We start from the raw sequence: 22,956 nt of genomic DNA on the forward strand, positions 1-22,956 counted from the left end.
CGGGCAGAGAATGTTCAAAAAACGGGGGGAACGAGAGAAACTGAAGAAAAATCGGTATAAAAAAGGGACGCAATGATGATTTGAGAGACGACCGTCCACCCCATGGACGGGGCGGTCGAGCATCCAAGGATTAACTTGAACAACATCCCTTTTTAACTGCCAGTTCGCCCTCCATGGATCTTGTTCATAAGCTCAGAAAACCTAGGTTTCTATTCACTGTATCGATGAGTGAATGCCATGGCGAACCTGTATCCATGGACATAAGCACACGCTAAGCTCTCAATAGTTTAAATAGCGTACGACCATGCAGCACAATTCTCCATAAAATAAAAAAGCGGCAGGCGAAATTCGCCCTACCGCTTTTTTACTGTAGTGAATGAAACCTAAAGCCGTCTTGCTTCTATCACGCTATCGACCTGGGTCAGTTTAGATAACACTCGCGATAAACCATCAAGGTTATAAAGCTCTAGTTCCAACTCAATCGCGGCGGTCTGGTTTTTGGTATCCGATGACGAACTCATGGCCAGAACATTGGATTTTTCGGCAGCCAGTACTGAGGTTAAGTCACGTAATAAACCACTACGATCGTGGGCTAATACCCGCAAACGCATTCGATAACCGCCGGAGTAATTTTCGCCCCAGACCACATCGACACCACGCTCTGGGTGAACCCGCATTAACTCTTTAACTTGTTCACAATCAGCGCGATGCACAGAAATGCCGCGGCCTTTAGTGATAAAACCTAAGATTTCATCACCGGGAACGGGCTGGCAACAACGGGCGATATGGTTAAGCAAGTTTCCCACACCGTTGACTTCAACCTGACCACGGCCACTGGAAGTCGGCTTATGTTGGCCTTTCTTAACTAATTCTTCGACGGCATCTTCTTCTGACACTTCGTCGAGTCGCAGACGACTCTGAATATGGTTAACCACTTGATGCAGACGCACATCACCGCCGCCAATCGCCGCCAGTAAGTCATCCATGCTCGCCATATTAAAGCGCTCGACCGCGATGGCCGCGTCTTTAATTTTAAGGCTCACCCGCGCCAATTCAGATTCAAGCATTTCTTTGCCGGCGACAATATTCTTGTCTCTGTCCTGCTGCTTAAACCAATGCTGAATTTTCGAACGCGCACGTGAGGTACGGATATAACCTAAGTTAGGGTTAAGCCAGTCGCGCTTGGGGTTGGGCTGTTTCGAGGTGATGATCTCGATACGCTCGCCCGTTTCAACCTGATAGGTGAACGGCACAATACGGCCATCGACCTTAGCGCCAATACATTTATGTCCCACTTGGGAGTGAATGTAATAGGCAAAGTCGAGCACGGTTGAGCCCAGTGGCAAGTCGACAACTTCACCGCTTGGGGTGAACACATAGACTCTATCTTCAAACACTTGGCTGCGGACTTCTTCGACCAAGTTGCCACTTTCGACCACGTCTTCCTGCCATTGCAGAATTTTACGGAGCCAGTTAATTTTTTCTTCGTAGCCGCTTTGCTTACCGGAATGATTATTACCTTCTTTGTATTTCCAATGCGCGGCCACACCCAGCTCTGCATCTTCATGCATATCTTGGGTACGGATTTGAATTTCAACGGTTTTGCCCTCAGGCCCCACCACTACGGTATGAATCGATTGATAACCGTTAGGTTTAGGGTTGGCGACATAGTCGTCAAATTCCCGCGGAATATGGTGCCAAAGCGTATGCACTACGCCTAATGCACCATAACAATCCTGCAGACGATCGGTCACGATACGCACGGCGCGCACGTCAAACAACTCATCAAATTTGAGGTGTTTGCCCTTCATCTTGCGCCATATACTGTAGATATGTTTTGGCCGGCCGTAGACCTTAGCGCGAATTTGGTCTTCATCTAGTCTTTGTTGCAACTGGCTGACAAACTTGTCGATAAAGACTTCACGATCCAGTCGTTTGCCGTCTAACTGCTTAGCGATGTCTTTATAGGTATCTGGATGCAGGTAGCGAAAAGAAATATCTTCCAGCTCCCACTTTAGTTGACCTATGCCTAAACGGTTGGCCAGCGGCGCATAAATATCGGCAATTTCGCGGGCCAGCAGCACGCGAGTTTCTTCGTCGGCATTTTTCACCGCCCGCAGCAAACACACACGCTCAGCAAGCTTGATGACCACGGCGCGCACATCTTCAACCATCGCCAGTAACATGCGGCGGATATTGTCGATTTGTGGCTCGGTGGAGCGGCTGTTGGGATTGATTTTTAAGGCGCCGATGGCATTCATGGTCACAACGCTCGCCACTAAACGCGCCAGCGGTTCACCAAATTTTTCTTTGATGGCGTCTTCGGTCAGTAACCCAGCATCGAACACCACAAACAGAATCGCCGCTTGCAGGGTTTCAATGTCCATGTTCAGCGGTGCGAGGATTTCGATCATCTCTCGAGCACGTTCGAGCAGTTCTCTCTTCGCCGCAGGACTCTTGGCAGGTAAGGCGTCAATCTGCCCTATCAAGGAGAGCAGCATCTGCGCTTCATCGGCATGACCGACATAGCGAGCCACCCAATCTTCTAAGTGAAAATCGGGATCATTAAAGTGCGCTTCGCGAACAGAGACCATCTAATTTATTTCCTTATCCGTGCTCAGAGAGAAAGTGGGCACCACTTCAGCTCTCCTATCTTCAGCATTGGCGCGAACTTGTCAAACCCAACCGACGTAATAATCACATTTTTTACGTTATTCAAACGCTTTGCTTACTTTGCCAGCGCAAATTACTTGGTTAATTCAAACAGTGCCATGGCTTCGATATGGTGTGTTTGTGGGAACATGTCGATAAGTCCCAATTGCTGTAATCGGTAACCGCGCTCTAACAGTACAGCGCTATCGCGGGCCAAGCTCGCAGGATTACAAGATACATACACGACTTTGCGCGGCTTCAATTTCTTCAGCCATTGCAAGCTTTCAAACGCCCCTGCACGGGCAGGATCGAGCAGTAATTTATCAATTTTGCCCATCCAAGGCTCAAGGGATAAATCCGCACTCAAGTCGCCGTGATAGAAGGTCAGTTTATCAAGATTGTTAGCTTTCGCGTTCACCCGTGCCTGAGTTACCATCTCGGCAACCCCTTCGACGCCAATCACATCCGCGCCCATTTTCGCTAAGGGCAAACTGAAATTCCCCATACCGCAGAACAAATCCAAAATGCGCTCATCAGGCGCTGGCGCTAACCAATCCATCGCTTGAGCGACCATGGCCTTGTTAATTTGTCCATTCACCTGCACAAAGTTACCTGGGGTGAAGCTTAAACTCACCGCATCCGACTCAACTTTGTCATCTAACAGCTGATAAACCGGTAACACTAACTCGGCGCCAACGCCTTGGAATTGGCCTTCATTATCCTGCAGACAAATGTGAATTTGATGCTGCTCAGCAAAGGCTGACAGCTTAGCGAGATCTTTATCGTTAAGCGCCTTAGTGATACGCAGCACGGCGAAGTGACCATTATCGGCGGCAATCAACTCAAGGTGGCCTAAGCTCGCTTTAGCCGACAATTGATTCAGCAACTTAGCAAAGGGGACGATCAAGTTCGATAACGGCTTAGCTAACACCAGACACTGACTGATTGGCACCACATTACTGCTACTGGCGGCGCGAAAACCTAAGCTTAAGTGCTTGGTATTTTTATCAAATAAGGTCGCAAGACGGGCGCGGCGACGATAATGCCACCCTTCACCCGTTAATGCGGGCGATAAAGCGCCGCCTTCGGCGCCGGCAAACTTAGCCATAATATCCAGTAGCGCCGCTTCTTTATGCTCACGCTGGCCCGATAATGACATATGCTGTAAGTCGCAGCCGCCGCAGGTGTGATAGTGTGGACACTCAGGCTCGACGCGCTCAGAGCTAGGTGCATCGACTTTAATTAACTTGGCGCGGGCATAATTTTTCTTTTGCTCGGTGAGCTGTACCGTCACGGTTTCATCGGGCAGTGCGCCTGGGATAAACACGACTTTACCTTGATGTTGTGCTATACCTGCGCCTAAGTGATCGAGCTGATTGACACTCAGTGATAACTTAGCCGACAACTGTTTGGAACTATTTGGTTTTGCTTTAAAAAATTGCGCCATTTCGGCCTCTAAATCAATAAAATACTGGCAAAGACCGCCCTCTTTCTGGCAGTCTTATAAAATTATCTTAGTCTCTGTCACAGGAAACACCGCCGCTGCTATGAACCCAGTCAACAACATGACCAAATACAGCCTACGTTCTTGGGTTCTTGTGCTGGCGCTCGCGCCAACAATCTTGGTCGGTATCCTTCTGGGCAGCTACTTTACCATAAATCGTTTTTATGAGCTTGAAGATACGCTCGTCGAACAGGGCAGCAATATTATCGAGCCGCTGTCGATTGCCAGTGAAATCGGTTTAGTGGCCAATGATCGCGAGGCGACCAAACGCTTACTCGCCGCGGCGCAGCTCAACAAATCCACCTTAGTGAAATCCATCGCGATTTTCGATGCCAACAATCAACTCTTTGTGACCTCGCACTACCACAAAGACTTTGAAATTATGCGCTACAAAGAAGCGCTTAACACACTGCATAAAACCGAAATTGAGCATGTGGGCGACAGCCTGATTTTACGGACACCGATTTTCTCCACCGGCCCCAGCGCCGCTCCCGCCAATTACGATATCCAAACCGACGATGGTCAGCTATTAGGTTATATCTCCATCATCATCAATAAAGAACGCGCCTTGCTCGAGCAACATAGAGCCGCGGTCGCCGCCTTTATTATCGTGTTGATCGGGGTACAGTTGAACTTGCTGTTCACTTTCCGGCTGGTGAAAAACGTCACTCAGCCCATTACTGAAATGGTGCGCGTCGTTGCTAAAATCCGTGAAGGTAAATTGGACGCCCGCTTAGATGGCAACTTGATTGGTGAGCTGGACTTACTCAAACGCGGCATCAATGCCATGGCGGGGTCGTTGTCGGAATACCATGATGAGATGCAGCAAAATATCGACCAAGCCACGTCGGATCTGCGGGAAACCTTAGAACAGATTGAAATCCAAAACGTCGAGTTAGATTTAGCGAAAAAACGCGCCCTAGAAGCCAGCCGAATTAAATCTGAATTCTTAGCCAACATGTCACACGAGTTACGTACGCCGCTTAATGGGGTTATTGGTTTTGCGCGGCAATTGGTGAAAACCCCTTTGCATTCGAGCCAAGTGGATTACATCAAGACCATTGAGCGCAGCGCCACTAACCTGCTGGGCATCATCAACGATATTCTCGATTTTTCTAAACTCGAAGCCGGTAAAATGGTGTTGGAAAACATGCCCTTCGGTCTGAGGGAAACCATAGGCGATACCATCACCTTGATTTCGGGCAGTGCTCAAGCCAAGGGCCTAGAACTGGTTGTCGATATCGCCCCTAACGTGCCCGACAATGTGAATGGCGATGCCATGCGCGTATGCCAAATCATCAATAACTTGGTCGGTAATGCGATTAAATTCACCGACTCTGGCAGCGTGATGGTCAAAATCGAACTGCAAAGCCAGTCGGAAGAACAGGTTGTACTGCGCTGTGATGTGGTCGATACCGGTATTGGTATCGATGAAAGCCAGCAGGACTTTTTATTCCAAGCCTTTGGCCAAGCCGACTCGTCGATTTCCCGCCGCTTTGGTGGCACAGGCTTAGGTTTAGTGATCACTAAGCGTTTAGTGAATCAAATGGGCGGCCAAATCGGCTTTACCTCATCCCCAGAGAAAGGCTCAAACTTCTGGTTCAGTTTGCCGCTCGGATTAGGTCAGTTCCAAATCGGTGACTCACTGCCGCTCGAAAAACTCAAAAACAAAACCATACTGTTTTATGAGCCCAGAGTGCTGACTCATGCTGTCTTGAGTCGCCAATTGAATCAATGGGATACCAAAGTTACCCACCATCAGCATATCCCAAGCTTGCTGACCACGCTCAACACGGCCGAAGCGCCATACGACTATGTTCTCTTGAGTTGCCATGGGTTTAGCGATGCAGGACAACTGGTAAGCACACTTAACTTGGCGAAGACCAAAACCGATTGCCTTGTGGTGCTATACGATTGCCAAGAACAGGATGCCTTAACCCAATTTATTCGCCCGAATGCCGATGTGGTGTTGTCTCTGCCCGTGAGTGAGCACCAGCTTGCCCGCAACTTACTCTATCCACCGATGGAATACGACATCATAGCCCCAGTGACCATAGCCACGCCGGCGGCGCGCCAATCCTTAACCGTACTGGCGGTGGATGATAACTTTGCCAACTTAAAACTAATCGACACCTTGCTCAGTGAGTTAGTGACGACGGTTATCGCGGTCAACAGTGGTGATGAAGCGGTTAAACAGGCGAAGACTCGCACCTTCGATTTGATTTTTATGGATATTCAGATGCCAGGCACAGATGGCATTAGTGCCACTAAGCAAATTCGCCAAGGCTCAATGAACCGTAACACGCCAATTATTGCCGTGACGGCCCATGCGATTGCTGAAGAACGCGAGCTGATTTTAGGCAGTGGCATGGATGGATATTTACCGAAACCTATTGATGAGGCTGCGCTCAAAGACGTTATCCATCGCTGGATCACTCGGCCTAAATTCACCCATTTTGACCTGCATACCCTGAACTGGGATTTATGCTTAACCCAAGCTAATCACAAGGCAGATCTTGCCTTAGACATGCTGAGAATGTTGCTCGACTCTTTACCGCAAACCGTGACAACAATTCAGACCGCGCTGAGTCAAAACGATCATCCCGTCATGCTCAGTACAATCCATAAACTACATGGTGCGAGCTGCTACTGCGGCGTGCCTACAACCCAAAGACTATGCCAAGAAATTGAATCGGCGCTAAAACATGAAACAGCGGTCGAAGATCTCGAACCCGAAATACTAGAGTTACTTGATGAGTTAACTAAGGTAGAATCTGCGGCAAATCAAGTGATATCACAGCTATCAGCGGAAATAACAGATGACCAAAAAAACGGGCTTCTTTAAACGTCTTAAGGCGTTAACACTGCCACAAAAACAACTCTTCGCCACTGCACTTTGCCAACGCATGTTGCCCAACTATCAACTGTTTTCCGAAGTCTGTGAGTTTGGTGACCCTGCTGTGTTGAGTACTGCGTTAGAACTACTGTGGCAATCCCTGTACGACCCTAAGCTTAAATTCAATATCGATGTGCATCTGCAACGTCTTGAAGATAACACCCCAGAACCCGCTGATTTTGAAGCCTATGGCGTCTATCCAGCCATGGACGCTGTGGTCGCCATATCGACCTTATTGGGTGCGATTCAAGGCAAGATTGAAGAAGATATCGTCAATATCAGCAAACTGTCATCGAGCACAGTGGCTAACTATATCGAAGCCATCAGTGATGTCGATTTAGTCGATGAAGCATTAGATGATTTTGTTTTTGCCCATGAAGTCATGGAAGAAGAGAAAGAGTTACAAAATTCTCTGCTGGAAATTATCGAAGAAAATCCCAAGATCACAGCGGAACTGGTTAAAGGTTTACGCAAAGACATTATCGAAGCTGGCGTATCAAATATCGGCATCAGCGTCGCTTAATTGATGGGTGCTTGGGGTAACTCAAGCACCCTTATTCTTCCTAAACAGTACGTCTAAACAATAAGCCTCTAGTCTCGACTGCAATCACGTTCAAGCAAGCCCAAAACGAGTAAGACCAAAGCTAGCAAGTTCCATCAGCCAATATTGAGTTATTCCAATGAGAAAGATTGTTTATCAAGGATTTGTCTTAACCAATAGCGAAGGACGAACCGACAGTTGGAAACTGACCATCAAAGATCAACAGCGTATCGGTTCTTTATTCGAACTGCGGCGTTTAGTGGGATACTTCTTAGAACTCGGCATATTACCCGCGACACGCTCCAGCCTGCAAGACGCGAAACAAACGCAAAATACCATGAGCAAAAACACGGTAAAACCTAAAAGACGTTAAGCATTCGTTCCCCTCGTTAAATCAACGCATAGAGAATAACTCTGGCGCCTTTGACTGCATAAACTCAATAAAGACTCTGACCTTTAGCGGCTGCTGGCTACGCTGATGATATAAAATCGAAATCCGCCTCTGCTCGCCAATCCATTCTGGCAATAACACTTTAAGTTTCCCTTCTTTAATCTGCTGTTTTACAAACAGTTCGGGACCATACAAGATCCCGCCATGGCCTAAGGTCGCCTGAATCGCACCGTGCAAATCCGTGAGGGTCAGCTTAGTTGGGCCATTAAAATAGAAAGACTCACCGCTCGGATGCTTTAAATGCCAATTAAACAGCGGCCAGACTTTTATCAGCTGATGGGCTTCGAGATCATCGGGATGCTCAAGTTTAGGTGCCTGAGCCAAATATTCTGGCGTGGCAAACAGGCAATAATCCAGCTCGCCTAAGGTACTCGACACCCAAGAAGAATCAGGCTGAGCCCCGCCGACAATCGCCACATCTATGCCCTTGTCGATCAAATCCACTAACTCATTGCTCTGGGAAATGTGCAAACGGATATCGGGATACAGGCGGCCAAATTCATTTAAAGCTTGAATGAACACGATGGAAATAATTGAAATCGGCGCGGCAATACGCAGGGTGCCCTCGGGTTTATCGCTGCCCGCACCACTCAGTTCATCAAATTGGGCAACCACACTCTGGTAGCGTTGAAAGAGCGCCAGTCCTTCCTCCGTCAGTCGTAACTTGCGGGTGCTGCGCATAAAAAGCTGCTTATCGAGCTTCTCTTCCAACTTCGCTAACTTGCGGCTCACTGTGGCAATGGGCATATCAAGCTCCTTCGCCGCCTGTGAAAAACTGCCCGCATTGACTAAATGCACAAAAAGATAGACAAGTTGTAGTTCAGCGCCTAAATCATCACTCATTGCATGTCCTAATTCTGTTCTAGCTGCCCACTTTAGGCACTATATAAAGTCATCAACAATCACAGCGTACGCTAAGTCATTGTGTTTTAAACATCAATTAATCCACTTATACGACCATAGCGCAATAGCCTTAGACTGAAATGATATGTTATTTTGTGGCGAGTTTTACTGCGCTGGCGCTAGTTCTGGTTCTAACGTGACATAAAAAAGGCAAGCGCCCACCTAAAATCATAACGATAGTAGAAATGACGGTGGTGGCTGAGTTTATTCAAATTTAATCGTAAGGATGAGTGAGGGAAATGACCATTTTAACCCCTCTGTTTGCCGTCTTCGGGATCATGTTGCTCGGCACACTAGTGCAAAAATTAAAACTCTTGCCCGTCGATACGGATCAAGTGCTAAACCAATATGTCTACTATATTGCGTTCCCTGCAATCATGCTTATCGCCCTCGCCCAGCAGCCGATTGACGAGATTTTGCAATGGGGATTTATTGCGGGCTACAGCACAGCTATGGTAATCACTTATCTTGTCTGCCTTGGGCTATCGCTGATCGCTAACCCTAAACAGCATGCGGTTGCCGCCATTCGAGCTCTCAATGCCACCTTTGGTAATACCGCATTTATTGGTATTCCACTGCTCATCATCCTCTTTCCGCAGCAGCAAAGTGCGTTAGTCGCCGCCGCGATTGCCAGCTTATTATCCGTGCTGATGTTTGCCGTCGCCTTAGTCTCGATGGAACTGGCCACAAACACCCAAAGACAACACCACGCCTTAGTCATAATGATGATGGCGGTCGGTAAAAACCCTATCGTTATTGGTAGTTTAATTGGCGTCGGCATTTCGGCGCTAGCGATAAAACTGCCCTCAGGGCTGGCGCTAATGATCCAGCAAATTGGCAATACCTCAAGCCCGTGCGCGCTGTTTGCCATCGGTATGGTGCTCGCCAAAGCGATGCGCTACCAGAAAGATAGCAGCGTATTTAGCCCCAAGAATTTTATCGAACTGAGCCTTATCAACCTCTTCAAGCTGGTTATCCAACCGGCACTCGTCTACTTTATGCTTTGCCGTTTTGGCGTGAGCGGCGACTACCTGATCATGGGCGTGATCTTGAGCGCACTGCCCACAGCCGCGAGCGTGTACTTGCTCGCCCAGCGCTATAACACTCAAGCTTCAACCAGTGCTCAGGGCATTCTATTTGGCACCTTAGTCACTTTTTTCAGTTTGCCTATCTTAGAAAGCTTAGTAAGAACCTACGCATAATCAGTCAATTAAAAATATTTACTGCCGATAATGCCGATTATTTACCCAAGCCACTTTACTGTATATAAAATCAGTATATACTGTTTATCAATACAGTGGTTTGGTATGTTTTTCGACAGGAATTCACTATGCTTTGCCAACTCAGCATTAATAACTTCGCAATCGTCCGTTTTTTAGAACTGGATTTTCGCCCCGGTATGACCAGCATCACAGGTGAAACCGGTGCAGGTAAATCGATCGCCATCGATGCGCTAGGCCTGTGCCTAGGCAATCGTGCCGATGCCAGCAGTGTTCGCCCAGGAGCCAATAAAACCGAGGTCAGCGCCCGCTTTTCCTTGGACGATATTCCACTGGCAAAACGTTGGTTAGAAGATAACGATCTTGAACTCGATGATGAGTGTATCCTACGTCGAACTATTGGTAGCGATGGCCGTTCACGCGCCTACATCAATGGTAATCCAGTACCACTGACACAGCTTAAATTACTGGGTCAGTTGCTTATCGGTATTCACGGTCAACATGCGCACCATGCGATGTTAAAAAGTGAACACCAACTCACCCTGCTCGACAGTTATGCCAACCACAGATTGCTTATCGATACGGTTGCCGCCAGCTTTCAACGCTGCAAACAAATTGAGGCCGATCTAAAGCAACTCGAAGCCTCCCAGCATGAACGTATTGCCCGTAAGCAATTAGTGCAATATCAAGTAGAAGAACTTGATGAGTTTGATCTTAAAGTCGATGAGTTCGATGAAATTGAGCAAGAGCACAAACGTCTGGCCAATGGCACTGAGTTGATTGATACCTGTCAGGCGAGTCTAGATATACTTACTGAGGGCGAAGAAAACAACATAGAGTCACTGCTCAACCGAGTGGTTTCCCTCGCCGAAGACCTGCAAAGCTACGATCCTGCATTAAGCAATATCAACACTATGCTCAATGATGCATTAATCCAAGTGCAAGAAAGCGCAGGCGAATTACAACACTATTTGAGTAAGCTTGAACTCGATCCAGCTCATTTTGCCTATTTAGAAGAGCGGCTATCAAAAGCCATGCAACTGGCTCGTAAGCACCATGTTAGCCCGAATAAACTGGCCGAACATCATCTAGCATTAAAAGCAGAACTGAGCACCTTAGACAGTGACGAAAGCAAGCTCGAAGAAATTCAATTGCAGGTCGATGCCAGCAGAGCCGCTTACCTTAGCAACGCACAAAAGCTCAGTCAAAGCCGCGCTCGATATGCCAAAGAACTCGACAAACTGGTGACTCAGTCAATCCACGAACTGAATATGCCTAAGGGGAAATTTACTATCGAAGTCAATTTCAACCCAGAGCAAATGTCAGCCAATGGCAGTGACAATATCGAATTTATGGTCACCACTAACCCTGGCCAACCCTTGCAACCGATTTCAAAAGTCGCATCTGGCGGTGAACTTTCACGGATAGGCTTAGGTATCCAAGTGATTACCGCGAAGAAAGTAGCCACGCCGACATTAATTTTCGATGAGGTGGATGTTGGGATTTCCGGCCCCACCGCCGCAGTGGTGGGCCGCATGTTACGCAGCTTAGGGGAATCGACCCAAGTACTGTGCGTGACTCACTTGCCGCAAGTTGCGGGCAATGGTCATCAACACATGTTCGTCGATAAGTTTAATAAGGCGGGCAGTACTGAGACCACAATGAAGTCGCTCGATCGTGAGCAACGCATTCAAGAACTTGCAAGACTGTTAGGTGGCGATACTATCACTAGCAATACCCTAGCGAACGCAAGGGAACTGCTGCAATAGTAGAATCAAGCAGAAAAGGGATAAGGGATGTTCAGCTAATCCCTTCAATCAAGCTTCAATCAGAAAAATGCGAAATCAAAAGCTAAGGGTTAGTTGTTGGCCATGTTAACTATCATGCCAATTTAGCTATCATATTAGCTAACACACCAGACTAGCCCTTGCAGACAGATAAAGGCAAATACACCCGCTAAAACATCGTCAATCATAATGCCAAAACCACCTTCGACTTTGGCATCGAGCCAACGGATTGGCCAAGGTTTGATGATGTCAAAAAAGCGAAATAAACCAAAGCCCACTAACAGCCAAATCCAGCCCGCTGGTGCCGCTATCATAGTGATCAACAGTCCAGCCACTTCATCCCACACAATCGCGCCATGGTCGTGTACGCCCATGTCATGTGCCGCTTTACCACAGATATAAAATCCTGCAAATACACTCACTAAAGTTAAGCCCAGATACCAAGCAAGCGGTAATGGCGCCATCAGTAAATAGAGGGGAATAGCAGCTATGGTACCGAAAGTACCGGGCGCTTTAGCGGCGAGTCCGCTACCGAAACCGAGTGCCAAAAAGTGGACAGGATTTTTTAATGACAGGCGCGTTAACGCCTGATCCTTTGACAACAATTTCATTAACATGCTCTTAGCTTAAAAGTGCTCGAAACCGTGATAAGGCGGTGTAAACGGCTCGCCATTGAGTTGCAACTTGAGCTTACTGCCCGCACAAATTTGTCCAACACGAACAAACTTTGCACCCGCATGGCTCAAGGCAGTTTCCAGTGCGCCTTTTTGCGCCTCAGGAACGGTGAACAGCAGTTCGTAATCTTCGCCCCCTGTCAGCGCATAACCTAAAGCACTTTCCTCACTGACGGTATCTTGCATCGCGCGTGACAGCGGGATGCAATTAACATCGACAACCGCACCGACTGCCGAAGCCTTAAGCACATGACCGATATCCGAGATAAACCCGTCGGAAAGATCGATTGCACTGGAGGCAAGCGAGCGCAAAGCTTGGCCGGCTAAGACTCTTGGTGTTGGACGATAATGGCGATTAATCAGGAATTCTTTGTGCTCGGCTCTGGCTTGCTGCGCGCCGCGAATGATATCCAGACCTAAGGCCGAATCTCCGAGCGTGCCCGTGACATAAATCCAATCACCAGCTTTAGCACCATGACGCGTGAGTGCCTTACCCTGTGGGACTTGGCCGTGCACTGTGATATTAATCGCCCGTGGGCCACGCGTCGTATCGCCGCCAATTAAGGCAATGCCATAGTAATCGGCCGCTTCAAATAAACCTTCGCTAAAACCACTGAGCCAAGTTTCATCGATTTCGGGTAGCGTCAAGGCAAGCGTCATCCACGCTGGCTCAGCGCCCATGGCAGCCAGATCAGATAAATTTACCGCTAAGGCTTTGTAACCTAAGGCAGCAGGAGGCATATCGGGGAAGAAATGGACATTTTCGACTAAGGTGTCACAGGAGATAGCAATCGACTTGTTTTCTGCGGGTTGCACTAAAGCGCAATCGTCACCGATGCCAAGCTTCACATCACGGCGAGTGGGGCCGCGGTTGCTAAAATAACATTCAATTAATTGGAATTCTTTCACTGTACAGTTTGGCACGACTTACATCGGCCACCTTTGTTAGCAATGAAAAACGGTATCCTAAGATACCGTTTGTCTTTATTACTTGCGTGCAACCAGTTTGTCGAGCAGTCCGTTCACAAACTTATGACTCTCGTCCGCACCGAAAGCTTTTGCCAACTCAATCGCTTCGTTAATCGCGACCTTGTATGGCACATCTTTACGGAAAGTCAGCTCATAGGTCGCTAAACGAACTATGGCTTTCTCTACTGGAGACACTTCATCAATCGGGCGTTCCAGATGCGGGATGATCAGCTCATCCAATTGGGTTTTCTTCGTTGCAACGCCTGAAAATAGCTCACGAAAATAAGCTACATCAACACCGTCGAGGCTTTGTTCAGTTAAAAACTCATGCTCGACATCGGCAATATTATTCCCGCTTAGTTGCCATGAATAGATGGCTTGAACGGCTAAACGGCGGGCCTTGCGGCGCTCAGAAGGCTTCATTATTTTTCCTACTATAACAACTGTTGTTCAAGTTCTTGCAGAACATTGACCATTTCAAGCAGACTTAAAGCAGCTTCGCCGCCTTTGTTACCCGCTTTGGTACCTGAACGTTCAATAGCTTGTTCAATGGTATCTGTGGTCAAAACACCGAAAGCAACAGGCAGATCAAATTCTAAAGCAACTTGAGCTAGACCTTTATTACATTCGCCTGCAACAAAATCAAAATGAGGAGTACCACCACGGATCACCGCACCTAATGCGATAATACCGTCGAATTTACCACTGGCAGCTACGCGACGCGCAGCTAGCGGCAACTCAACCGCACCTGGTACACGGACAACAGTGATATTGTCGTCGCTGACTTGGCCAAAACGTTTCAGCGTGTCAAGTGCACCTTCAAGCAAGCTCTCAACTAAAAAGCTGTTGAAACGCGAAATTACAATCGCAACTTTGGCATTTTTCGCTTCGATATTACCTTGAACTACGTTCATTATCTTACCTAATTTAGCTAAAGCACCCAGCTCGGGGCGAAAAGTGGCGACATGATATCACAGCCAATTGCCCAGAGCCCTATGCAAATTATCAGAAATTGTTAATTTTACTTCAGTGTAACTTTGGGTTTTAGTCCGCCACATACTCAGTCACTTCAAGGCCAAAGCCCGAAAGTGAATGGTAACGTTTAGGCGAACTGAGCAGACGCATCTTAGTCACGCCAAGGCTAGCGAGGATTTGCGAACCCACCCCCACACGGCGCGACGTCCCCTGCCATTTTGCAGAAGCAGGCGCTTGGCCTTGATCTTCGGCTTCAAAGGCTTTCACCTTAGAGAGGATTTCACAGGGATGTTCTTGATTCCCTAATAAAACCAATACGCCACCTTCTGCAGAAATACGCTCCATCGCCTTTTCGAGTGGCCAGCTACGTTGCTGATCGCGCTCTGAATGGAGTAAATCGTTGAAGGTGTTTTGCAGATGCACGCGCACCAAACAATCGCTCTTCACCTCACCTTTGACTAAGGCAAAATGCAGTTGATTGTCGATAGTGTCTCTGAAAGTCACCATGTCGAACTCGCCGAAACGGGTCGGTAGTTTGCATTTAGCTTCACGCACAACCGTGGTTTCTTTGGTGTTGCGATACTCGATCAATGCCGCGATGGTGCCGATTTTGATGCCATGCAACTCGGAGAAAACCTCTAAATCTGGGCGGCGTGCCATAGTGCCGTCTTCGTTCAAAATCTCAACGATAACGCCCGATGGCTCAAGTCCCGCAAGACGGGCTAAATCACAACCGGCTTCAGTGTGGCCTGCGCGGGTTAATACGCCGCCATCTTGCGCCATTAACGGGAAGATATGTCCAGGTTGCACTAAATCAGACGCTTTAGCCTCTTTAGCCACAGCCGCTTTGACTGTTACCGCGCGGTCGTGGGCCGAAATACCGGTAGTGACGCCTTCGGCTGCTTCAATAGAAACCGTAAAGTTAGTCGAGAACTGGGCGTTGTTATTCGTCACCATTAAGGGCAGATTTAACTGCTGGCAACGGGCTTTGGTCATGGTCTGGCAAATAAGCCCACGGCCATATTTCGCCATAAAGTTAATCGCTTCTGGCGTGACCATTTCGGCCGCCATGATCAAATCACCTTCGTTTTCTCTGTCTTCGTCATCCATCAAAATAACCATTTTGCCTTGACGAATATCTTCGATGATCTCTTCTATACTGTGCAGCGCCATTGTAGGACCTTATGATTTTGCTGTTATTATGAAATTCTATACCTAAATAACCTAAGCTGCCGATAAGCTTAAGTTAAATAATCTGCTCCTGTGCACTAACGCACAAAGCCGGCACGGGCTAACATTTCTAGGGTGACGCCGCCGCTCTTGCTGTCTTTGCCATCATAATTCATCAAGCGTTCCAGATAACGGGCGATCAAATCCACTTCGATATTCACCTTATCGCCCGCTTGCAGGTCGATTAACGTGGTTTCACCTGCGGTATGCGGCACTATGGTCAGGCGGAATCGACTGCCATCCACTTCGTTAACCGTCAAACTCACGCCATCAATGGTGATGGAACCTTTATGGGCAATGTAACGCCCAAGCTCTGCGGGGGCGGCTAACCAAAACTCGATAGCTTGACCACGCACTAAGCGTTGCTCAACCATAGCAATACCGTCTACATGGCCGCTGACCATGTGCCCGCCTAAACGTGTGGTTGGGGTAACGGCTTTTTCAAGATTTACCTTAGTGCCTACTTTGTAGTTAGCAAAGCCAGTTAGACTCACGGTTTCGGCAGAAACATCGGCCACATAACCGTCGGCTAATTGCTGCACAACCGTTAAACACACACCGTTGGTGGCAATACTGTCGCCTAAACGCACATCGTTTAAATCCAGTTTGCCGCTCGCCACGGTCAAACGAATATCATCGCCCTTGCGTTCAAGCTTTCGCAGGGTGCCAACGGCTTCAATAATCCCAGTAAACATGGTTAACTCACTTATTCGATAAAGAAGTAATAAGGCATAAGACTCAAGGTTTAACGGTTATCTTGCCCTAATTAAATAAAGAAGTATCAAGCATAACGCTCAAGGTTAAACGGTTATCTTGCTCCAATTCGATTTAGATAAAGAGGTATCAAGCTTAACGCTCAAGATTAAACGGGTATCTGGCCCTAATTTGCGCTCATCGACCAAAGTTAATGCAGGAATTTGCGCCATGGTTTGATAATCGGGTAGCTGCAGCAGATTACGCCCTTGCCCACCAAGGATTTTCATCGCTTGGTACAGCACTAATTCATCAGCCAGCCCCTGTGCTAAAAATGCGCCCGCTAAGGTTGCCCCCGCTTCCACCAGCACGTGATTACAACTTTGGCCTAAATAGCTTAATAGTTCAGGTAAGGATACGCGACCTGCAATTGCTGGTAATACTAGGCAACTCACATGATAGGGCAATTGTGCTTGAAACACTGCGGGATAAGCCACGGTCGAGACCAAGAGTATCGGCGATACGATAGCCAAACAGGCAGCCGATAACGGCAAACGGGCGCGACTGTCGAGTATCACTCTTAATGGCTGCAGTAATTGCGCCTCGGTTACGCAGTCTTTTATGTCGCCAAGTTCTTGATATCGCACATTGAGCGAGGGATCGTCAGCCAGTATGGTTTCAATCCCAGTCACCAACGCGCAGGAACGTAAGCGTAAGCGCTGCACGTCGCGGCGAGATTCAGGCCCGGTAATCCATTTAGACACACCGTTAGACAGCGCGGTTTTACCATCGAGACTCGCAGCCAATTTGACTGTAACTCTGGGCAAACCCGATTCCATGCGCTTCATAAAACCTAAATTCAAGGCATAAGCTTCATCACGGTGTAATCCCACATCCACTTCAATACCGGCGTCGCGCAGCATTTGAATACCGCGACCACCGACTTGCGGATTAGGATCTTCAACCGCCACCACCACACGTTTAACGCCAATATTGATCAGCGCCAAGGCACAGGGCGGCGTGCGGCCATAATGGCTGCAGGGCTCTAAGGTGACATAGGCCGTTGCGCCGCGGGCGTGTTCACCTGCCATACGTAGCGCATGCACTTCGGCGTGGGGCTCACCCGCTTTTTGATGATAACCTTCGCCGACAATCTGATTATCTTTAACGATAACGCAGCCCACACTGGGATTGGGTCTCGTGGTGTAAAAGCCTTTGCGCGCCAATTGAATCGCGCGGCTCATCATTTGGGTATCGAGTACAGACCAACTTATGTTCAAGCTCATGTTCAACCCTATGTTAGTCGAATAACTACTTTTGCAGTTTAGCGATGGCCTCACCAAATTCAGATACGTCTTCAAAGGCACGGTACACAGAAGCAAAACGTATATAGGCGACTTTATCTAGGCTCATCAATTGCTCCATCATTAAGTTACCGACCATTTCTGATGGCACTTCTCGCTCGCCAGTGGCGCGCAGGGTCGATTTGATTTTACTGAGTGCTTGCTCGATTTCATCCATAGACACGGGGCGTTTTTCAACCGCGCGCAACATGCCACCTTGGAGTTTTTCTTCATCGAAGGGTTGGCGTGAACCATCGCGCTTGATCACCCTAGGCATGACTAACTCGGCGCCTTCGAAGGTGGTAAATCTTTCATGGCATTCGGTGCATTCTCGGCGACGGCGCACTTGATGGCCTTCCGCCACTAATCGAGAATCGATGACTTTAGTATCTGTCGCGCTGCAAAATGGACAATGCATTGAGCCTCCTGCCAGTGAATGCGAGTAAAGCGTTAATGGCTTTACCTGTTAAATCTCAGCTAAACGCAATGGATTTAAGCCTAAGATTTTACCAATAAAAATGGCCGCTTAATGCGGCCATGGGATTTTATCCTATTTATGGGCTGAGGTTAACTACCGGATGCTAAGTACCTCATGTAAGTACCTAGTCAGCAAGCGATCACTCTCAGCCAGTCATCTACTTAAGCACATACGCACTTAAACCTAGATGCGTCAGCAAATTAGCCGTAAACAGGGAAACGTGCACACAGTGCCAATACTTGGCCCTTCACACGCTCAATCACAGCAGGATTGCTTGCATCATCAAGGATGTCACAAATCCAGCCAGTCAGCTCTTTCGATTCCGCTTCTTTAAAGCCGCGGCGCGTAATGGCTGGCGTACCGATACGCACACCTGAGGTCACAAAGGGTGAACGTGGGTCGTTTGGCACTGAGTTTTTGTTCACGGTAATGTTAGCGCTACCTAAGGCGGCATCGGCTTCTTTACCGGTCAAGTCACGACCAATCAGATCAACTAACATCAAGTGGTTGCTGGTTCCGCCAGAGACGATTTTGTAACCGCGCTCAAGGAACACTTCAACCATAGCTTTAGCGTTGTTAACTACTTGCTGTTGGTACACTTTAAATTCTGGCTCTAGGGCTTCTTTGAACGCAACCGCTTTACCGGCGATAACGTGCATTAATGGGCCACCTTGTCCGCCTGGGAATACCGCTGAATTCAACTTCTTATACAAGTCTTCATCGTCAGCAGCAGACAGGATCACACCACCGCGAGGACCCGCTAAAGTTTTGTGGGTCGTTGACGTCACAACGTGTGCGTGTGGCACTGGGTTTGGATAAACACCAGCAGCGATAAGACCAGCAACGTGCGCCATGTCGACAAATAGGTAAGCACCTATTTTATCTGCGATTTCACGCATTTTTGCCCAGTCAACGATACCTGAATAGGCAGAGAAACCGCCGATCATCATCTTAGGCTTATGTTCTACGGCCAGACGTTCCATTTCGTCGTAGTCAATTTTGCCAGACTCGTCGATACCGTAAGGAATAATATTGTACAGTTTGCCAGAGAAGTTAACGGGTGAACCGTGGGTCAAGTGACCACCGTGGGCTAAGTTCATGCCCAGTACGGTATCGCCAGGTTTTAACAATGCCATGTAAACAGCGCTGTTTGCCTGTGAACCTGAATGAGGTTGTACGTTAGCGTAAGTTGCGCCAAACAGTTCTTTCGCACGTTCAATCGCTAAGGTTTCAACTACGTCCACATACTCACAACCACCGTAGTAACGCTTGCCTGGATAGCCTTCAGCGTACTTATTGGTTAACTGTGAACCTTGCGCTTCCATCACGCGTGGACTGGTGTAGTTTTCAGAAGCAATCAGCTCAATATGCTCTTCTTGACGCAGAGTTTCATTCTGAATTGCCTTAAACAGTTCCGGATCATAATCTGCGATATTCATATCTTTTTTCAGCATTGCTTACTCCAGCTGCCAATTCTTATAGGTAGGGTTGCGCGGTATTCTACTCGGAACGCGACCACAATCCCAGTATTTGAAACATGAAATTCCTGTGGATAGTGCTTGAACTTGGCTCATTGTCGAGTTGAGTTCGGCGCGCAATCGAGTAGAATTAGCCGCATCATTAGTCACTTAAGATAGAGAAAAATGGCTCAGTTTGTTTACAGCATGCTGCGGGTGGGTAAAATTGTTCCGCCTAAGAAGCAGATCCTTAAAGATATTTCTTTAAGTTTTTTCCCCGGCGCCAAAATTGGCGTACTCGGCCTTAACGGTTCTGGTAAGTCGACACTACTGCGCATTATGGCGGGTATCGACACCGAAATTGAAGGTGAAGCGCGCCCAATGCCGGGATTGAAAATCGGTTACCTACCCCAGGAACCTAAACTCGATCCGAATCAAACCGTGCGTGAAGCGATTGAAGAAGCGGTAGCAGAAGCAAAAAATGCCCTGACTCGCCTCGATGCCGTTTACGCGGCCTACGCCGAGCCGGACGCCGATTTCGACGCCCTTGCAAAAGAGCAAGGCGAACTCGAAGCGATTATCCAAGCCCAAGATGCCCATAACTTAGAGTACGTCCTTGAGCGCGCCGCCAACGCCCTGCGTCTGCCGGATTGGGATGAAAAAATCGAAGTGTTATCCGGTGGTGAACGTCGCCGCGTAGCGATTTGTCGTTTGCTGCTTGAAAAGCCAGAAATGCTGTTACTGGACGAACCGACCAACCACTTGGATGCTGAATCTGTGGCGTGGCTTGAGCACTTTTTGCAGGAATATGCCGGTACTGTGGTCGCGATTACCCATGACAGATACTTCCTCGACAATGCCGCTGGCTGGATTTTAGAACTCGACCGCGGTGAAGGTATTCCGTGGGAAGGTAACTATTCTTCATGGCTTGAGCAGAAAGATGCCCGTCTGAAGCAAGAATCGGCTACCGAAAGTGCTCGCCAAAAGACCATTGCCAAGGAATTGGAATGGGTACGCCAAGGTGCGAAAGGCCGTCAGTCTAAGGGCAAGGCCCGTATGGCGCGCTTTGAAGAGCTGAACACTAACGATTACCAAAAACGTAACGAAACCAACGAGCTGTTTATTCCGCCCGGACCACGTTTAGGCGACAAGGTTATTGAAGTGAATAACCTGACCAAGTCTTACGGTGACCGCGTATTGATCGACAACCTGTCGTTCTCTGTGCCTAAGGGCGCGATCGTCGGTATTATCGGTGCCAACGGCGCGGGTAAATCAACCCTGTTCCGCATGTTATCCGGCGCTGAAACGCCAGACAGCGGCACGATTGAACTGGGTGATACAGTGCAATTGGCATCAGTTGAGCAGTTCCGCGATTCGATGAATGATAAGAACACCATTTGGGAAGAAATCTCCGGTGGTCAAGACATCATGCGTATCAACAACATGGAAATCCCGAGCCGCGCCTATGTAGGCCGCTTCAACTTCCGTGGTGGCGATCAGCAAAAAGTTATCGGCACCTTGTCGGGTGGTGAACGTAACCGAGTACATTTAGCCAAACTGCTGCAAGCGGGCGGTAACGTCTTATTACTCGACGAACCCACCAACGACTTAGACGTTGAAACCCTGCGCGCACTGGAAGAAGCGATTCTGGAATTCCCAGGTTGCGCTATGGTGATTTCGCATGACCGTTGGTTCCTCGACCGTATCGCGACCCACATTCTGGATTACCGTGACGAAGGTCAAGTGAACTTCTACGAAGGTAACTACACAGAATACTCGGCATGGTTGAAAAACACCTATGGCGCCGATGTGGTTGAGCCACACCGCTTGAAATACAAGCGCATGATTAAGTAGTCAAACGCATAATTGATTAAGCCAAAAAGGAGCTCAGGTCGAAGGATCTGCGCTCCTTTTTATTGGATGCTTTTTATGAGCTAGTTTTATGGTGGGCTCTTGAATGATTTCTATGAACGACTCAGCTTTTCAAGCTGGCAAAATAAGCCACCAGCATGTCCATCATCACCCTAAGTGCAGGCTGCATGTGTTTGCGGGATTGATACACGCCATACACACCGAGGGATAGAGGTTTAAACTCAGTTAATAAAGGCACTAGCTGACCCGAGTCTAAATAGGGTTTCGCCGCCCAAACCGGCTGCATCGCAATCCCCTCACCAGCCAGCGTGGCATTAAGCACCACCATGGAATCATTGGCGCTGAAATTACCATTCACCGGCACATTAAACGCCTGACCTTGGTTTAACTTAGGATCAGAGTTCAGCGCCTGAGCCTGCTTCGCAGCCACATCGGCTTGATAAAAGCGCCACATCACATCGCCAAAGTAGGAATAGGTTAAGCAATTATGCTGGGTCAAATCTTCGGGATGCAGCACGGCGGCGCGGGCGGCAAGGTAACTCGGTGCAGCGCACACCACAGATTCACATTCCCCCAAGCGCCTTGCGATAAGGTTAGGATCGAGTTCATTGGTGATGCGAATCGCCAGATCAATCCGCTCGGCGACCAGATCGACAGTTTGGCTACTCACGTGGATATTCACACTCGCCTGCGGATAACTGGCTAAGTATTGGTGCACCACGGGCGCTAAAATCTGATGCGCCAAAAACTGGGAGCAGCTAATGCGCAATAATCCGCGCGGAATCGCCACCGAAGCATGACTGACCGCTGGCACTTCGTTCGCCAGTTCGAGCAGTCGATGGCAATAATCCAGCACTTGCTCACCCGCTGGCGTTAAGCTGAGACTGCGCGTCGAACGATGCAACAATCTAGCGCCGGACCATTCTTCCATTTCGCTCAAGTAACGGGTCACCATAGAACGCGACATATCTAAGGCATTAGCGGCGCTTACCATGCTGCCGCGCTCAACAATAGTGACAAACACTTTAGCCGCTTCGAGTCTATCCATGATTTATCTCCACTCGCGTTAAATCAATAACGTTCAATCAATAACGTTTAATCACTCACTTTCAATCACTCGAAGGCTCACTCACATACTCGCGCCCCACATGAATAATAACTAAGAGTACATCCAGCAATTCGTCCGATTAATGCAACAAACATGGGCAGATACTCGCATTTATCTATTGATTATTGCAACCTATACTTAACTCACTTTTTGCAGCAGCTGCAAATCAATGAATGCTAAATCGAACCTTTTTACTCTTTCAT

19 protein-coding genes are annotated in these 22,956 nt (G+C 48.2%); 6 read left to right on the forward strand and 13 right to left on the reverse strand.

What is annotated here, in order from left to right; translation table 11 throughout:
* Nucleotides 1-383: 383 nt before the first annotated feature.
* Both relA and rlmD read right to left on the reverse strand, forming a co-directional pair.
* Entirely contained in the window at nt 384-2,594 is a 2,211-nt protein-coding gene (relA, locus tag Q4Q54_RS18865; RefSeq protein WP_011847452.1) for a GTP diphosphokinase, read from the reverse strand.
* A gap of 152 nt (nt 2,595-2,746) precedes the next feature.
* Nucleotides 2,747-4,099, reverse strand: a complete 1,353-nt coding sequence (rlmD, locus tag Q4Q54_RS18870) for a 23S rRNA (uracil(1939)-C(5))-methyltransferase RlmD (RefSeq protein ID WP_311989247.1) — start codon at nt 4,097-4,099, stop codon at nt 2,747-2,749.
* Between the two features lie 100 nt (nt 4,100-4,199).
* Here rlmD and barA point away from each other — a divergent pair, with 100 nt between their 5' ends.
* The 3 genes from barA (at nt 4,200) to Q4Q54_RS18885 (ending at nt 7,966) form a co-directional block, all read left to right on the forward strand.
* Entirely contained in the window at nt 4,200-7,001 is a 2,802-nt protein-coding gene (gene barA / locus Q4Q54_RS18875; protein ID WP_311989248.1) for a two-component sensor histidine kinase BarA, read from the forward strand.
* Complete coding sequence (locus Q4Q54_RS18880; RefSeq protein WP_006082631.1) at nt 6,976-7,575, forward strand: YjaG family protein; 600 nt, start codon at nt 6,976-6,978, stop codon at nt 7,573-7,575. The genes barA and Q4Q54_RS18880 overlap by 26 nt, the downstream gene beginning before the upstream one ends.
* A 157-nt stretch (nt 7,576-7,732) precedes the next feature.
* Nucleotides 7,733-7,966, forward strand: a complete 234-nt coding sequence (locus tag Q4Q54_RS18885; protein WP_106651239.1) for a DUF3319 domain-containing protein — start codon at nt 7,733-7,735, stop codon at nt 7,964-7,966.
* Between the two features lie 21 nt (nt 7,967-7,987).
* Here the strand turns inward: Q4Q54_RS18885 and lldR are convergent, their stop codons facing one another.
* Nucleotides 7,988-8,887 (reverse strand): LysR family transcriptional regulator LldR, encoded by a 900-nt coding sequence (gene lldR, locus Q4Q54_RS18890; RefSeq protein WP_006082633.1) that lies wholly within the window; start codon nt 8,885-8,887, stop codon nt 7,988-7,990.
* Between the two features lie 299 nt (nt 8,888-9,186).
* Here lldR and Q4Q54_RS18895 point away from each other — a divergent pair, with 299 nt between their 5' ends.
* Together Q4Q54_RS18895 and recN are read left to right on the forward strand one after the other, a co-directional pair.
* Nucleotides 9,187-10,149: an AEC family transporter gene (locus Q4Q54_RS18895; RefSeq protein ID WP_311989249.1), complete on the forward strand. Its 963-nt coding sequence runs from the start codon at nt 9,187-9,189 to the stop codon at nt 10,147-10,149.
* 128 nt (nt 10,150-10,277) lie between these two features.
* Nucleotides 10,278-11,936, forward strand: a complete 1,659-nt coding sequence (gene recN, locus Q4Q54_RS18900) for a DNA repair protein RecN (RefSeq protein WP_106651241.1) — start codon at nt 10,278-10,280, stop codon at nt 11,934-11,936.
* 134 nt (nt 11,937-12,070) lie between these two features.
* On the opposite strand, the gene Q4Q54_RS18905 is transcribed toward recN, so the two are convergent.
* The 9 genes from Q4Q54_RS18905 to glyA all read right to left on the reverse strand — a co-directional run bounded on the left by Q4Q54_RS18905 (nt 12,071) and on the right by glyA (nt 19,770).
* Entirely contained in the window at nt 12,071-12,565 is a 495-nt protein-coding gene (locus tag Q4Q54_RS18905) for a phosphatidylglycerophosphatase A (RefSeq protein WP_311989250.1), read from the reverse strand.
* Between the two features lie 15 nt (nt 12,566-12,580).
* Nucleotides 12,581-13,537, reverse strand: coding sequence for a thiamine-phosphate kinase (gene thiL / locus Q4Q54_RS18910; protein WP_311989264.1), 957 nt, complete (start codon nt 13,535-13,537; stop codon nt 12,581-12,583).
* A gap of 78 nt (nt 13,538-13,615) precedes the next feature.
* Nucleotides 13,616-14,020, reverse strand: a complete 405-nt coding sequence (gene nusB, locus Q4Q54_RS18915) for a transcription antitermination factor NusB (RefSeq protein WP_006082638.1) — start codon at nt 14,018-14,020, stop codon at nt 13,616-13,618.
* Between the two features lie 11 nt (nt 14,021-14,031).
* Nucleotides 14,032-14,511: a 6,7-dimethyl-8-ribityllumazine synthase gene (ribE, locus tag Q4Q54_RS18920; protein WP_006082639.1), complete on the reverse strand. Its 480-nt coding sequence runs from the start codon at nt 14,509-14,511 to the stop codon at nt 14,032-14,034.
* Nucleotides 14,512-14,641: 130 nt separating this feature from the next.
* Complete coding sequence (gene ribBA, locus Q4Q54_RS18925) at nt 14,642-15,745, reverse strand: bifunctional 3,4-dihydroxy-2-butanone-4-phosphate synthase/GTP cyclohydrolase II (RefSeq protein ID WP_063882553.1); 1,104 nt, start codon at nt 15,743-15,745, stop codon at nt 14,642-14,644.
* A gap of 95 nt (nt 15,746-15,840) precedes the next feature.
* The gene (locus Q4Q54_RS18930) at nt 15,841-16,497 is read right to left on the reverse strand and encodes a riboflavin synthase (RefSeq protein ID WP_106651244.1); all 657 of its coding nucleotides are present in this window, start codon (nt 16,495-16,497) and stop codon (nt 15,841-15,843) included.
* Between the two features lie 105 nt (nt 16,498-16,602).
* Nucleotides 16,603-17,781 carry a bifunctional diaminohydroxyphosphoribosylaminopyrimidine deaminase/5-amino-6-(5-phosphoribosylamino)uracil reductase RibD gene (gene ribD / locus Q4Q54_RS18935; RefSeq protein WP_311989251.1) on the reverse strand — a complete coding sequence of 393 codons (1,179 nt, stop codon included), beginning with the start codon at nt 17,779-17,781 and terminating at the stop codon, nt 16,603-16,605.
* Nucleotides 17,782-17,806: 25 nt separating this feature from the next.
* Nucleotides 17,807-18,256, reverse strand: coding sequence for a transcriptional regulator NrdR (gene nrdR / locus Q4Q54_RS18940; protein WP_006082643.1), 450 nt, complete (start codon nt 18,254-18,256; stop codon nt 17,807-17,809).
* Between the two features lie 260 nt (nt 18,257-18,516).
* Nucleotides 18,517-19,770: a serine hydroxymethyltransferase gene (gene glyA / locus Q4Q54_RS18945; protein WP_006082644.1), complete on the reverse strand. Its 1,254-nt coding sequence runs from the start codon at nt 19,768-19,770 to the stop codon at nt 18,517-18,519.
* A gap of 189 nt (nt 19,771-19,959) precedes the next feature.
* Here glyA and ettA point away from each other — a divergent pair, with 189 nt between their 5' ends.
* Nucleotides 19,960-21,627, forward strand: a complete 1,668-nt coding sequence (gene ettA, locus Q4Q54_RS18950; protein WP_006082645.1) for an energy-dependent translational throttle protein EttA — start codon at nt 19,960-19,962, stop codon at nt 21,625-21,627.
* A 121-nt stretch (nt 21,628-21,748) separates the two neighbouring features.
* Here the strand turns inward: ettA and Q4Q54_RS18955 are convergent, their stop codons facing one another.
* Nucleotides 21,749-22,693, reverse strand: a complete 945-nt coding sequence (locus tag Q4Q54_RS18955) for a LysR family transcriptional regulator (RefSeq protein ID WP_311989252.1) — start codon at nt 22,691-22,693, stop codon at nt 21,749-21,751.
* Nucleotides 22,694-22,956: the final 263 nt, after the last annotated feature.

It is taken from the genome of Shewanella sp. SP2S2-4, from assembly GCF_031932025.1.
Taxonomy (GTDB): domain Bacteria; phylum Pseudomonadota; class Gammaproteobacteria; order Enterobacterales; family Shewanellaceae; genus Shewanella; species Shewanella baltica.

What these genes read in the sequence shown, in the direction of transcription:
- nrdR (WP_006082643.1), bottom strand. Translation starts at nt 18,256, where the DNA reads ATGCATTGTCCATTTTGCAGCGCGACAGATACTAAAGTCATCGATTCT.
- recN (WP_106651241.1), top strand. Translation starts at nt 10,278, where the DNA reads ATGCTTTGCCAACTCAGCATTAATAACTTCGCAATCGTCCGTTTTTTA.
- Q4Q54_RS18895 (WP_311989249.1), top strand. Translation starts at nt 9,187, where the DNA reads ATGACCATTTTAACCCCTCTGTTTGCCGTCTTCGGGATCATGTTGCTC.
- Q4Q54_RS18880 (WP_006082631.1), top strand. Translation starts at nt 6,976, where the DNA reads ATGACCAAAAAAACGGGCTTCTTTAAACGTCTTAAGGCGTTAACACTG.
- Q4Q54_RS18885 (WP_106651239.1), top strand. Translation starts at nt 7,733, where the DNA reads ATGAGAAAGATTGTTTATCAAGGATTTGTCTTAACCAATAGCGAAGGA.
- ettA (WP_006082645.1), top strand. Translation starts at nt 19,960, where the DNA reads ATGGCTCAGTTTGTTTACAGCATGCTGCGGGTGGGTAAAATTGTTCCG.
- ribBA (WP_063882553.1), bottom strand. Translation starts at nt 15,745, where the DNA reads ATGGCGCTGCACAGTATAGAAGAGATCATCGAAGATATTCGTCAAGGC.
- Q4Q54_RS18905 (WP_311989250.1), bottom strand. Translation starts at nt 12,565, where the DNA reads ATGAAATTGTTGTCAAAGGATCAGGCGTTAACGCGCCTGTCATTAAAA.
- glyA (WP_006082644.1), bottom strand. Translation starts at nt 19,770, where the DNA reads ATGCTGAAAAAAGATATGAATATCGCAGATTATGATCCGGAACTGTTT.
- lldR (WP_006082633.1), bottom strand. Translation starts at nt 8,887, where the DNA reads ATGAGTGATGATTTAGGCGCTGAACTACAACTTGTCTATCTTTTTGTG.
- Q4Q54_RS18955 (WP_311989252.1), bottom strand. Translation starts at nt 22,693, where the DNA reads ATGGATAGACTCGAAGCGGCTAAAGTGTTTGTCACTATTGTTGAGCGC.
- ribE (WP_006082639.1), bottom strand. Translation starts at nt 14,511, where the DNA reads ATGAACGTAGTTCAAGGTAATATCGAAGCGAAAAATGCCAAAGTTGCG.
- ribD (WP_311989251.1), bottom strand. Translation starts at nt 17,781, where the DNA reads ATGAGCTTGAACATAAGTTGGTCTGTACTCGATACCCAAATGATGAGC.
- nusB (WP_006082638.1), bottom strand. Translation starts at nt 14,020, where the DNA reads ATGAAGCCTTCTGAGCGCCGCAAGGCCCGCCGTTTAGCCGTTCAAGCC.
- relA (WP_011847452.1), bottom strand. Translation starts at nt 2,594, where the DNA reads ATGGTCTCTGTTCGCGAAGCGCACTTTAATGATCCCGATTTTCACTTA.
- barA (WP_311989248.1), top strand. Translation starts at nt 4,200, where the DNA reads ATGAACCCAGTCAACAACATGACCAAATACAGCCTACGTTCTTGGGTT.
- Q4Q54_RS18930 (WP_106651244.1), bottom strand. Translation starts at nt 16,497, where the DNA reads ATGTTTACTGGGATTATTGAAGCCGTTGGCACCCTGCGAAAGCTTGAA.
- rlmD (WP_311989247.1), bottom strand. Translation starts at nt 4,099, where the DNA reads ATGGCGCAATTTTTTAAAGCAAAACCAAATAGTTCCAAACAGTTGTCG.